This window comes from Bacillus gaemokensis (genome assembly GCF_001590835.1).
Classification (GTDB): domain Bacteria; phylum Bacillota; class Bacilli; order Bacillales; family Bacillaceae_G; genus Bacillus_A; species Bacillus_A gaemokensis.
In genome coordinates this window covers 1-13,275 of the sequence record NZ_LTAQ01000029.1, presented here as the reverse complement: position 1 = coordinate 13,275, position 13,275 = coordinate 1, and the positions used below count along the sequence as shown (strand labels likewise).

At 33.4% G+C, this 13,275-nt stretch carries 11 protein-coding genes and 1 pseudogene; 10 read left to right on the top strand and 2 right to left on the bottom strand.

Annotated features, from left to right (window positions below):
* Positions 1-344: 344 nt before the first annotated feature.
* Both AZF08_RS19195 and AZF08_RS19190 read left to right on the top strand, forming a co-directional pair.
* Positions 345-557 carry a hypothetical protein gene (locus AZF08_RS19195; protein ID WP_033679143.1) on the top strand — a complete coding sequence of 71 codons (213 nt, stop codon included), beginning with the start codon at positions 345-347 and terminating at the stop codon, positions 555-557.
* Between the two features lie 703 nt (positions 558-1,260).
* Positions 1,261-2,139: a putative RNA methyltransferase gene (locus AZF08_RS19190; protein ID WP_033679148.1), complete on the top strand. Its 879-nt coding sequence runs from the start codon at positions 1,261-1,263 to the stop codon at positions 2,137-2,139.
* Between the two features lie 322 nt (positions 2,140-2,461).
* Here AZF08_RS19190 and AZF08_RS19185 read toward each other — a convergent pair whose 3' ends face one another.
* Positions 2,462-3,007: a GNAT family N-acetyltransferase gene (locus AZF08_RS19185; RefSeq protein ID WP_033679144.1), complete on the bottom strand. Its 546-nt coding sequence runs from the start codon at positions 3,005-3,007 to the stop codon at positions 2,462-2,464.
* A gap of 618 nt (positions 3,008-3,625) precedes the next feature.
* On the opposite strand from AZF08_RS19185, the gene AZF08_RS19180 reads away from it, so the two are divergent.
* From AZF08_RS19180 to AZF08_RS31415, 3 genes and pseudogenes are all read left to right on the top strand, one after another.
* The gene (locus AZF08_RS19180; RefSeq protein ID WP_033679146.1) at positions 3,626-4,546 is read left to right on the top strand and encodes an Rpn family recombination-promoting nuclease/putative transposase; all 921 of its coding nucleotides are present in this window, start codon (positions 3,626-3,628) and stop codon (positions 4,544-4,546) included.
* Positions 4,547-4,990: 444 nt separating this feature from the next.
* The gene (locus AZF08_RS19175) at positions 4,991-5,935 is read left to right on the top strand and encodes a nucleoside hydrolase (RefSeq protein ID WP_033679147.1); all 945 of its coding nucleotides are present in this window, start codon (positions 4,991-4,993) and stop codon (positions 5,933-5,935) included.
* Between the two features lie 137 nt (positions 5,936-6,072).
* A pseudogene (locus tag AZF08_RS31415) lies at positions 6,073-6,859 on the top strand (IS6 family transposase).
* Between the two features lie 27 nt (positions 6,860-6,886).
* Here the strand turns inward: AZF08_RS31415 and AZF08_RS29040 are convergent.
* A protein-coding gene (locus tag AZF08_RS29040) for an IS3 family transposase (RefSeq protein ID WP_153019557.1) occupies positions 6,887-8,238 on the bottom strand; the annotation gives its coding sequence in 2 pieces (ribosomal slippage) (positions 6,887-7,791 and positions 7,791-8,238; 1,353 coding nt in all).
* Positions 8,239-8,837: 599 nt separating this feature from the next.
* On the opposite strand from AZF08_RS29040, the gene AZF08_RS19150 reads away from it, so the two are divergent.
* The 5 genes from AZF08_RS19150 (at position 8,838) to AZF08_RS19130 (ending at position 12,917) form a co-directional block, all read left to right on the top strand.
* A complete protein-coding gene (locus AZF08_RS19150; RefSeq protein WP_033679110.1) occupies positions 8,838-10,076 on the top strand; it encodes a YcaO-like family protein in 1,239 nt (412 codons plus the stop codon).
* A gap of 272 nt (positions 10,077-10,348) precedes the next feature.
* Entirely contained in the window at positions 10,349-10,540 is a 192-nt protein-coding gene (locus AZF08_RS19145; RefSeq protein ID WP_033679111.1) for a hypothetical protein, read from the top strand.
* 93 nt (positions 10,541-10,633) lie between these two features.
* Complete coding sequence (locus AZF08_RS19140; RefSeq protein WP_033679113.1) at positions 10,634-11,842, top strand: DUF3800 domain-containing protein; 1,209 nt, start codon at positions 10,634-10,636, stop codon at positions 11,840-11,842.
* Between the two features lie 230 nt (positions 11,843-12,072).
* Positions 12,073-12,606 carry a hypothetical protein gene (locus AZF08_RS19135; RefSeq protein ID WP_033679114.1) on the top strand — a complete coding sequence of 178 codons (534 nt, stop codon included), beginning with the start codon at positions 12,073-12,075 and terminating at the stop codon, positions 12,604-12,606.
* A 23-nt stretch (positions 12,607-12,629) separates the two neighbouring features.
* Complete coding sequence (locus AZF08_RS19130) at positions 12,630-12,917, top strand: hypothetical protein (protein ID WP_033679115.1); 288 nt, start codon at positions 12,630-12,632, stop codon at positions 12,915-12,917.
* Positions 12,918-13,275: the final 358 nt, after the last annotated feature.

Below are 13,275 nucleotides of genomic sequence, written 5' to 3'. Positions count from 1 at the left end.
GTTCCAAAAACGACTCAACCACCGAGCTCCGATAGAATATCGAATCGCGATGGTTGCTTAGTCTTTTTTAATACTGTCTACTTGACAGGGATAAGACCATCTTCAATTAGACTCCGTCTTTTCGACGTATAACGAATTACAACAATTACTAACGATTTTATAAAATTCGTCTGTAATTTGTCCCACTTTTAATGTGTTAAGAAACTTTGCAACAGAACCCGATAATACGTTTTTGGAAAAGTTGGTATTTACCACAGGCATATGCGAACAGTAGGCAGATACGGAAACAAAACGTATTCAAAGATGAGTTGTAAGTGAATAATTGAAAAGGAAGTGAGGGTACTATGATACATCGATATGAAATTGATTTTTCTGTGATGTACAGTAACAAAGAAACAGCCTTACAATCCGCAACAATTCCCGCTCATTTTCTAAAAGATGCAAATGAAAAATTAAAAACAGAAGTAAAAAGAAGATTTGGAGATTGTAAAATAGTAGTTACTTCTACCAAGTTATGTGTTTCCTATGATGGTCAGTGCAGTATTACCATACCGTAATCCAGGTTAGTTATTTTCTTTGTTAAAGTCTTAAAAAGGCTGTAATTTAAACTATATAATGCAAGAAAAACCAAAAGACCATTGCTGATGAATAGCTAAATGGTCTTTTAGTTTTACAGATTACAATTATTCGTTTATCGATTTGAACACCTTATGCCTAATAAGCGAATAAGACATAACACTTTCAGAAATGGTGCCTCATATTAGCCCTAAATGAAGTTTGTTACACAAACAAAATCTGCAAAATTTATCATATCATAAAGTACCAACATAAAATAATTTTTATCTAACTGTGAAAAGAAGCATAAGATGGCCGTTTTGGTCAACTTATGCTTCCTTTAGTTTGCGGCAAACTTATGCTTCTAATATGCATATTGGGATTTGAAATAAGGTTTAACCGTTTTGAAAAAAGATTAACTGTCTATAAAAAAGTCATACAGTTTTATCTCTTTTTATTCTACTATCACGTTTAAAAGTATTTAGTTGCAATAAAAATTTAATTATGTTAACGTCTTTATGGGTTAAAACCTATACACTTACAAAGGAGTTAATTTCATGATTATTCAATTCATTCGTTATAGATAGTGACAGGTATAGACTACGTTCAAATCCAACTTATATTTTTTTGAAATATGATGAGGGTTTATTTGTCTATGCCTTTTTCATTTATCTAAAAATGAATGAGGTGGCTTCTTTGTATAAAATGAACAAAAGAATGCAGAGCGCAGAATATTTTAATAAATTTGAACATATTTTCAAGTGTCCTATTTGTGACTCACCAATGAAGGTTTTTGAGTTAAAGAGCTTAATCTGCTCAAATAACCATACATTTGATTTTACCAAACAAGGATATATCAACTTGACAACTCAACTGGTAAAAACTAAATACAGTAAGGAACTTTTTGAAGCACGAAGAAAAATTATTGCAGAGGATGTTTTTTTTGCACCATTAAGTCAGGTAATTGTTGAAAGCATAAATAAACATGTTGCTGTTAAAAAAGAATCAATATCTGTAATTGATATGGGATGTGGCGAAGGTTCTCATTTATCTAGCATTTGCAATATCGCTAGTTCTGTTTATAAAAAAACAGTTACAGGAGTAGGGATTGATCTTTCTAAAGAAGGTATTTTGGTAGCAGCTAAGAACTACACCAATAAGATTTGGGCTGTTGCCGATTTAGCAAATACACCATTTAAAGATAAGCAATTTGATATTATTCTGAATATCTTATCACCTTCCAATTATGCAGAATTTAATAGATTGTTAAAAGCTGATGGTTTAGTGATTAAAGTCGTTCCTGGAAGTGGATACTTAAAAGAATTAAGAGAAATTATATTCGATGGATCTGAAAAACAATCTTATTCTAATGTTGATACTATTGAACGATTTAATGAGAGCTTCCAATTGGTAGATAGTTCAAGATTATGTTATACCATTATACTTGATAATCTATCCATGCAATCGTTAGTTCAAATGACTCCTTTATTATGGGCGACCACAGAAAAACAAGTTAAGTCATTCTTGGAAGGGGATTCAGCTCAAATAACTGTTGATTTAGAAATACTAATCGGTAAGAACTAACAATATATCTATGTAAAAAGTAGTCCTTATAGTAGGAACTAACTTTATGCCTTTTATTCTGCAATCGGGCGTAATTACGAATCAACACTGCTAGAAAACGATGAGATTTTTATAAAAATCTCATCGTTTTCTAAAAAGAGTAACTCCATTTTGATCAATCTTTTTTCAAAATGGAGTTTTTATATTTGTTATTAAATAATGATTGAAGGTAAAATTTTATTTAAACTTTATTCTCACCCTACAGCATACAACAAAAAAAGATAGCTCAACAGGCCATCATTAGTAGGTTACTTAAATTCCCGTTATCGGAAGTGAAATGAGCTTACACATCCAAGTTGTTGATGATAGCTAATATTTGATGATCTGTCCATTTGCCATTAATCTTTACATTTTCTTTAGCTATACCTTCTTTTTTAAACCCTACTTTTTCTAATACACGAATAGATGCTATATTGTCAGGCATAGCTCCTGCTTCAATTCTATGTAGTTTTAATTCTCTAAAAGCAAAGTCTACAACAAGTTGAAGAGCTTCTGTTGTACAGCCCTTTGCATTATACTCCTTATCTAAAGTAAATCCCGTATAACAGCTTTGGAGGTCTCCCCTAGCAATTTGAGTTAATGAAATGTCTCCGATAAGTTTATCAGTTACTTTTAAAAAGATTCCAAAAGCATATAATTGCCCTTCATCTGTCTTTTTTAATGCCTGTTCAATGCGTATTTTTTGATGTTCTTCTGTATAAAAGGCTTCTGGGAGTAATGGGCAAACTCGTTGAAAAAATTCGCGATTTCTAGTATGTAATTTAGCTGACTCGCTGGCGTCAGAAGTTTTGTAAAGTCGAAGATAAATTTGTTGCCCTACTAGCTTCATAAAACCCCTCCAATATCTTTTTACTACCATTTTATTCTAATTAGGAAAAAGTATGATGTATATCCTATTCAAGTCTTGCTCACATAACGCAACATTATCAGAAGTTCTCCTCAACAACAATCCCGGGCTTATCAACATTCTGTGAAACATCCTCTTCACCTATGTATGCAGTTTCTTATTCCTCCTATTATATCAGTGGTTAAAAGCAATCATTGTATTTATTTCCTTTACTCCATATGTATAAAATTCCGCATAAACTAACGGCCAGCTTATGGGTTAATCATTAACTCAAGGCCAATTTATGCTTCCAATTCCGTTAGATAATCGCCTATAAAAGTAAGTGTTTTCTGGTCAACTAATGCTTCCAAATGCGGTCAACTTATGGGTAAAGTGACACTAACAATCAATGGTGTATATTTTTTAAAAAATGTATAATATGAGGGATTTCTCTTGTTTTTAATTTTAGGTGGGTTTTTCAAATTCTATAGTATGCGTGTATACGACTCAGTTGTATGTATCTGCAATAGGTCCCTATAATTATAGGGGCCTATTTGCATGTTCCATCCGCTTTTATGTACAATAAGGAAAAGACATGATATAGACAGGGAGAGGAAGCCCATGTCCAACCAGTTAGTAAATTTACGCATTGATTTTGCTTTTAAACAATTATTTGGCACAAATGGTAGTGAAGACATCTTAATTACATTTTTAAACGCAATGCTAAAAGACTCTTTAGAATCACCAATCGCTTCACTACAGTTAGAAGACCCACATTTACACCGTGAACATGGGGACGATAAATTATCTATTTTAGATGTTTCAGCTACATTAGATACAGGAACAAAGGTAAACGTAGAAATCCAGCTTAATAATAACCATGATATGATCAAACGGAGTTTATATTATTGGGGGAGATTATACACATCTCAATTACAAAAAGGGATGCCATATAGTTCGCTTCATAAAACGATTACCATTAACTTGTTAAACTTTGTGATGTTCCAGGAATATGAGGAATTCCATACCACAGGAAAACTGTGGAATATGCAGCAACAAAACGTATTGAGTGATGATATAGAAGTTCATATTGTAGAAATTCCAAAACTAATGCAACAATGGCGCGACGAAAAAGTAAATCCGTGGGAGGATTCGTTTGTACGCTGGTTATTACTATTGCCAGCCAATGAAGATGAACATCTCACACAAACATTGGAGGACATTGCCATGAATCAAGACCCAATTTTACAAAAAGCAATGAATAAATGGGAACGCATGAGTCAAGATTCTTCTTTCCGTAAAGAATATGAAGCAAGGGAAAAAGCCTTAATGGATGAGGCAGCAAAGTTTGCTCATGCACATAACGAAGGAAAGAAAGAAGGAATCCAAGAGGGACTTCAAAAAGGAATGGAACAAGGTGTACAACAAGGGAAAATACAAATGATTAAAGGTATGAATGAACTGGGTGTACCAATTGAAACAATCGCAAAAGCTAGTAAAATAAGCGTAGAAGAAGTCAAACGTATTTTAGAACAAGAATAATACTTATTATCCATACCAAAAGAACTTGTAGCAATGGCTACAAGTTCTTTTGGTAATTGGGGTTAAAAATGAAAGTAAACTTTTCAATATTTGTTTACATTCATATACCCGAAATCATTGAATTTATCGTACTTTACTCATTTTTGATAAAATCATCCACAAAAGTATACATTCAAAATACCATAAATAAAAGGGGAGATACCTGTAAACAAAAAATGAAAAAGTTAGATTCAGAGCAGTTTTTTTACATAAACACTTATTATCAGAAATCAATAATTATATATACTATTTCATTTAATACAAAAGGAAATTGTTCATTTTTAACGAAAGTGTATGCTAACTAAATTAATTCATTAGTACACATAACTACGAAAAACAATCTTATATTATGGTACCTAATTATGCTCTTTTTAAAAAGCTAATAAAATTAAGGAGAAACATTGCATGGGGAAAAAAGTATTGTTTTTTGGAGATTTTGGAATTGATGATACGATAGCTCTTACATATGCACATTTAACAGCTAAAATTGATGTTATAGGAATTGTTGCGGACTATGGGAATGTACCCAAAACAGAAGTTATTAGAAATGTTCGTTTTTTACTTAAAAGTGTAGGAAAAGAATATATAAAAGTTTTTGGTGGAGCGGAACATTCCATGACTGCAGAAGTTGAAACTTTTTACCCAGAAGTTCATGGTACATTTGGGATAGGACCTATTCAACCAGGACTAGAGCTTAAAATATTTGAGAATTTCTTTGAAGTGCTCAAACTTATAAAACAGTACGAGAATGAACTTGTTATCGTGAATACTGGAAGGTTAACTTCACTGGCAACCTTATTTCTCCTTTATGGAGATGTGATGGAAAGTGTCCATTCTTATTATATTATGGGGGGGGCTTTTCTATATCCAGGCAATGTTACTCCAGTTGCAGAAGCTAATTTTTATGGCGATCCCATTGCGGCTAATATTGTGATGAGATACGCAAAGAATTTATCCATTTACCCTTTGAATGTTACACAACCTGCTATCGTGACACCAGAAATGGTCAATTATATTCATTCTAAGGGGAAAACTAAGTTTTTAAAGCCTCTTTTAGATTACTACTATTATCAATTTTATCAAAAAAAAGTTCCTGGGATACAGGGTAGCCCGGTTCATGATGTGTTGACCATGATTGCACTCAATCGTGATGACATTTTTACACACTATCAATCGGCTGTGATGGTCAATGTAATTGATACTGTACGAGGACAAAGCATTGGAGATTTTAGATCAACTATGGAACCCGAAACATTCAGTAATCGTCCCAAGCATAGGATCGCAATAAATATGAATTACGAACAGTTTTTTAAGGAATTTATGACGGTAATGACTGGGGAAGTATTTTAGTGAAAAATCATTATGTGGGACTATGAAATACCATTACATCAGGTTTAATAGCATATCCCAATAGATTTTATGGTTCTGTTGCAAAGATTTCTAAACTGAGATAACCTGTAGAAAAAGTGTGAACAGGAGAATGATATATGGGGTATTTTAAAGGGAAACAGTTCAAACAGGATATTATTTTGGTAGCCGTTGGCTATTACTGTCGTTTTTCTTTAAGTTATCGAGATGTCTCTGAAATTGTAGAAGAACGTGGAATCTCAGTTCACCCAACACCATCATGCGCTGGGTTCATGAATATGGAAACCTTATCTATCAAATTTGGAAGAAGAAAAATAAAAACGTACAATCATCTTGGAAGTTAGATGAAACCTATATAAAAGTCAAAGGAAAATGGTGTTATTTATATTATCTATCAAATTTGGAAGAAGAAAAATAAAAACGTACAATCATCTTGGAAGTTAGATGAAACCTATATAAAAGTCAAAGGAAAATGGTGTTATTTATATCGTGCGATCGATAAAGACGGGCACACATTGGATATTCAACTTCGTAAAAAGCGGGATAACAAGGCTGCATATGCCTTTATGAAACGATTAGTGAAAACGTTTGGAGAACCAACGGTCCATTCAACTTCGTAAAAAGCGGGATAACAAGGCTGCATATGCCTTTATGAAACGATTAGTGAAAACGTTTGGAGAACCAACGGTCCTCACAACAGACAAAGCTCCGGCATTACTTTGTGCGCTTAAAAAATTAAAGACACAAGGCTTTTATCAATGTACAACTCATTGTACAGTCAAAGATTTGAACAATCTTATCGAACAAGACCATAGACATGTAAAACGACGTTTTGCTAAATCCGCAGGATTTCAAAGTCTACGTCATGCCTTATACAAACAAAACCGAAGTCCTCGACTGAAGTGACCCCAAAAAGTTAGACACATTATTTTATTAGGCAACCTCTTGGGTATGTGTTCGGTATTGCACCGGACTCATACCTTTTAATTTTGCCTTAATTCGTTTGTAATTATAATATTCTATATACTTAGCCAGCTCTTGTTTAAAATGTTCTACACTTTCAAATTCTTGTAAGTAAAGAAATTCAGATTTCATGATGCCAAAGAAATTCTCAATCACTGCGTTATCGTAACAGTTCCCTTTCCGGGACATACTTTGTGTAATGCCACGTTTTGTAAGGGCACAACGGTATTTCTCCATTTGATAATGCCAACCTTGATCAGAATGGATAAGAGGCCTATCGGCCTCTGTTAAACGTTCCAAAGCTTGATTTAACATGTTGGAAACCAGTGAATAGGTTGGTTTGGAAGAGAGTGTATACGTTATAATTTCTCCATTAAATAAATCTAACATGGGTGACATATATAACTTTTCTCCAAGTACTTTAAACTCTGTGATATCCGTAACCCATTTTTCATTTGGTTTTTCCGCTTGAAAATTGCGCTCTAAAATATGAGGAGCAACCTTACCAACATTCCCCTTATAAGAGCGATATTTTTTCATACGAACGAGACAGGCTAACCCCAGTTCTTTCATGATACGTTGTACTTTTTTAGGGTTGATTTGATATCCACGATTCATAAGCTCATCACGAATACGTCGATAACCATAACGTCCTTTATGTTCATTATAAATGGTCTGAATGAGTGTTTTTAATTCGGCATCTTTGTCAGGAGCATTCCATTTTTTTACCCAGTAGTAATACGTACTACGTGGAATACAGGAAAATTTTAATAGTATGTGTATAGGAAATTCAGCCTTTAGTTCAAAAATCACCTTTACTTTTTCTTTTTTTGTAATCGATCCTTGTTTTGAACTAAGGCATTCAACTTTTTTAAATACGCATTCTCCATTCGTAATCGCTCTACTTCTATTTGCAATTCTTCGATTGACCCTTTAACAGGTGTGACAGACTTTTGGGTTTTCTTCATCATGTTTAAACGTCCCTCTTTCTTTGATATAAGGGCGTCTGTTCCTTGTGATGCGAATTGTCTTCTCCATTTACGAATTAAACCAGATGAAGGAATATTGAAAATTGCCGCTGCTTCATCCGATGACGTCCCTTGGTCATTCATATAGTTCAATACGTCTAGTTTAAACTGTGCAGAGTAACTTGCATAGGAGTTTATAAACGCGTCTACACCATTATGCTTGTATTGTATGACCCAGGTTCGTATCGTAGATACGGCTGCACCTATGGATGCACCGATTGTATCATATCCCGCAACTCCTTCTAAGTAGGATTGAACAGCAGCTATTTTTTCTTCTGCAGTAAATTTGGTCATAAAAAACTACACCTCCAATTGTTAGTTAGTGTCCAACAATTTGGGTGCAGTTCACGACTAGACTTCGGTTTTTCGACGTACAAAGAATTACAGAAATTATTCATAAATGCGTAACATTTGACGACTCTTACCCACGCTCTTTAAATTTTTACAAACTTTGCAATGGAACCTTTAGATGCATGAGAATAAAAACTGCTCGAAAAGGTATACTTATATGGAAATATTGGGAGTTCTCCTTATCACTAAATACATAAAAATTATAATTACACTCAAAAGTGTAATTATAGAAATTTAATTTATTGAGAAATTAGAATTTTCATAATAATAGGTTGTTTTCCTAATATTTTCCCTCTATAATTTGGATGTACCACATGATTATATAATGAAGGAGGAGTTCATAATGGGACGTTGGATTATAGTAACAAGTGAAAATCATGAACCTAAATTAACAGTGTCTGAAACAAAAGAATTACAGAAACTACAAGAAAAAAAATAAAGAAGATAAAGAGGACAGTCTTATGCTGTCCTCTTTATCTATACATAAATCCATGAAAGATTGTATTCATTTACTTTATTTTATTTAACTGGAGGTTATTAGAATGCTATATTCTTGGGAAAGAGAAACCTTAGAAGAAATTGCGCATCAACGTATTATGGATACGTTCAAAGAATTAAGTTTTTCGGTGAAAAAAAAAGCTTTTGGAGATAAAATACAAACCACATACGTGGAATTATTTAATTTAAATCAACAGATTGAATCATTCGGCGTAGGAAAAGGGAAGTACAATGAATTAGGCGCATTGTTTGAGGCCTTAGAGCATTATACTCTGGAGAACATGTCAATGAAAGAGTGTGACTATTTTTCTTCTCATCATATTGCGAAGAACCCAATATTTAACGGAGAGCGTGTTATGCAATTGATAGTAGAAGAACCAGATCAACAATTACTTTGTAAAAAATACTATGCTTTGAATAACACACAACAACATGTATGGTATCCATTTTTTATTGCCAATCCACATTATATGCAACATCCAATTGAAACGGATACCTATCAGTATCAGAAAGTACAACGATACAGTTCTAATAGTGGCACAGCTATTGGTTCCACTTTACATGAAGCGATTATTCATGCAACGAATGAAGTCATTGAAAGGGATGCCTTTTCTTTATTCCTACTTCGGCATTTCTACTATGATATGCCAGATCATACATTAAATATAATTCATCCAAATACGCTTCCATCATCCCTAAAAGAAACGATTGTACATGCAGAAGAGGAGTTACAAGAGGAAATTATACTATTGGATATAACAACGGAAGTTGCAATTCCAACTATATTAGCTGTTACAAAAAATAAAAAGCATACTGGTATATTTGGGCTCGGTACATCTTTATACCCTGAATATGCTATCTTGCGAAGTATTACAGAATTGGTTCAAGTGAATCATATCGCTTCTGCAAATATTGGTGATGAGCTGGCACATCGAGAGCATTTTTTGAATCAATTACAGCCGTATCCTCGTCATTATGCTTGTGCAGAAATGAATATGTGTTCCGTATTTAATCAATTTCCAGCAACTTATGTTTCGTTTGAGGATTTTCCGAGATTTTCAGAACGTAATTTAATACTTTACATCGAAGAACTGCAAGAACGATTGCACCAACAACATTTTTCTATCTATTATTCTCCAGTCAAAGAGTTTTCCAATGGTATAAAAATCATACATGTACTAATTCCACAAATGGAGCGTTTTTTATTGATTACAAATGGTCAATTGGTGTTCCCGTCCGAAAGAGGTATGAAAAAGAGTCTTAAATTACAGTCCAGCTTATAAAAAACACCCTATAAAGGGGACTAAGAAAAATGTTAATCCGCCCTATATGGGGTCCTGCCGCATCGCCATCAAGCTAACAAGGACGAGTTACCCCAAAACGATAAAAACGATTAACATGTAAAAAATTTTCGTTCTGGGGGTATTATGATATCTTAACTTGATGGGCATGGGGTGGGACCCTATATCCTTCCGGGAATCATAAATTTACTTATACATTATCTAATGATTTAAGTGGAAGAATTGATCGATTAAAAGTAGAGTATGGTAGCAATGTGGAGATTATTCATTATATAGAAACGTATGATACGCTCGCATTTTATCATCATTTTGTAAAGAAACAATTTAGCAATAGAATAGTAGAAAAAGCGGTATATCAGCTAACAGAAGAAGATGTGCAATTTTTCAAAGACGAAAAGTATCCAGCTAATGCAATGGATTGGCTAGAAGGTTCGCGTGTGAAATAAGTTACTGCTTTGGACTTCTAACACTCCAATATGGAAACCTCCTGGTAATTATATAGTGTAATAGGGATATATAATTATAGAGGAGGAGACATATTGGCAGCAGAAGTTGAAAATTTACCAGCAGCACCAGACTTAGCAAAAGAACTAGAAGTGGTTGATCCAGAGGAAGAAAAAGAACGAAAACGTCAAGAAGGAAAAGAACGATTGCTTCGACATATGTTAGAAAAAAGATATGATCGATTGTACATTAAAGTTGCGGCTATTCTTAATAAACATATTGAAACCCGTAATAGCGACCAAGAACTTCAACTTCGTTATTGGGAAGCATATGAAGAGGGATATCAAAGAGGAGCCTCTGTTTCGCCAGAACAATTAAAGAAATATACAAAATTAACTGCACTTACACGTGCAAGAGCAAAAATACAGAATGAATATGGTTTATTTCGTGCAGATCCTACTGTAGAAGGTTTCCGCGAAGAATTAGCGAATAGTCATCGGAAAAAAGCCATAGCACATAAACCACCACATAAACCACTAATCTTTGTATATGCGGATGAAAGTGGAAAAGCAGGAAACGAAGAATATCTAATTGTTGGTAGTGTGTGGTTTAATGATATACAGCGGCATCAAGAAGTACAACAAGATATGCGTGAATGGTTAAATGAACAAAAAGAAATAGCGAAGCAAAATAATGCTCGTTTCCCTAAAGAATTTCATTTTACAGAAATGAAGAAACAACAACTTGATACTTACAAATGCTTTTTTGATAAAGTAATGGAGTTTTCGGACATGGTTAGTTTTAAAGCTGTGGCAGTTAAAAAGAGCCAAGTTACGTACAAATCATTAGAAGAGTCTATTTATTCGTTATATTATCAACTTGCTCACCTTGGAATTGAGCATGAAGTGCAAACTGGTCGTTTATCACTCCCAAGAAGTATTTGTTATTACAAAGATGCAGATGAGGGATCGGATAAGCTTCATTTAGAGGAAACAAAACAACTTTTAGAAGGACGTTTTAAAGTAAACTATGGTGAAGATCTACAATTAGAAACATTGAGCGGAATGTTATCAGATGTATTTATCGCAATTCAAATTTCAGATTTGATTACTGCTGCTGTTTCAAGAAAATTGAATGTACCAGATGGTAACAATCATAAAGATCAGTTCGCGGAATATGTATTAGAGAAACTTAATGTTGATTATATCCGACATGAAGTAAGCGAAATCGAAAATGGTAAAACTGCAGCGAATATTGAATTTAAAGAAGAACAAGATATGTTTTATGTTCATATATTCGAATGATATTAATAATAGCCCTGTTTCAATAAACGGGGCTATTATTAATGGGGAAACTAAAAATTTCACGTACTGTATTTAATAAAATAATTATAAATACTAATCCAATAAGAATTATATAGTTCCTCTCTTATTTTTCAAAAATATGTAAATATTAACAAAAGATAATTATTTTGTATTATACTATATTTGGATATATCGCTTATGTACCATTAAAATATTAGAGGAAAAATTTCATGTTTAATAAGAAAAAAGGATTAGGAGTATTATTAGCGGCAGGAATTTTTGCAACATCTATTGGGGTACCAACATCAAGTTATGCAGCAACGCCATCAAATACTACATACGTACAGAATCAAGTTGACTTTGTTTCTCCAGAAGAACAAAAAACAGTTGATGCTATGGTTAAGTATGTTAAGTTTGATAAAGGTATGAATCAACTGTATATTGAAAATAAGGATGAATTAAAAGTACAGGTAGATGAAAAATACTTTAATGAATTAGAAACTACAGTTAGTAAAGTGAATAATGTAATTAATACTAAACAAGGTGTACAATTAAGAAGAGATGCTTTACGCGAATTACGTGGAAATTCACCAGTAACTAGAATTACTGGTTGTGGAGCAGCTACACTTGCTGGATTTGCACATACAACTGCTTTTGGTGGTTTAATGACAGTGGCAGGTGTTAGTGGACCAGCAGGTTGGGCTATCGGTGCAGGTGTGGGAGCAGTTTGGTTAGGAGCTCAAGCAGCAGCAGGTTGCCTATAAAATTTAGTTTAGGAGTTTGATATATGAGTAAAATGGCAGGGTTTTTTGGTGGAAAAGTAGACATTTTTAGTAGAGGATCTTTTCAAATGTTTACCTTCTTGATTATGTTTTCGGTTGCATTTACACACATGTACACAGAAAAAGTCTTATTATTTGTGATGTGTGTTTTAATTATCACAGTTAATAACTTAGGTGTGGAATACTATCTGATAAAAAAACAAGGACCTAATCCAAAAGATTATATAGGGAAATTTTTATTAATATGTCTGCCTTTTGCGATTTTAGTTTTGAGTATTTTCTATTTGATTTAAGATAATAGTTTTATTTTATCCCCTACACAATGTGTAGGGGATTTTCTGTATGAAATAATAAACGATTGTTTCACGTTAGTAAAGGGTACCGTCACATGCCCGTCAAGTTAAGAAATTGGGTGTTCCCCAAAACAAAACTTTTGTCTCCCTACAGTTAAATTCCCATAGATAACTATCAGAAAAAGTCATATCTATTTAGGAGGCCACTGAAAAAATCCTCATAGTTTAACTAGTAAAAGGCAATGTACTTGATACTTTCGGTTCTGGTGCAAAGGTAAAATAAAAGAGAATATAGCGCATATATTTCTAGCGGAATTGTATTTTATGCTGTTAGCCCAAACAATTGATGGATGAATTC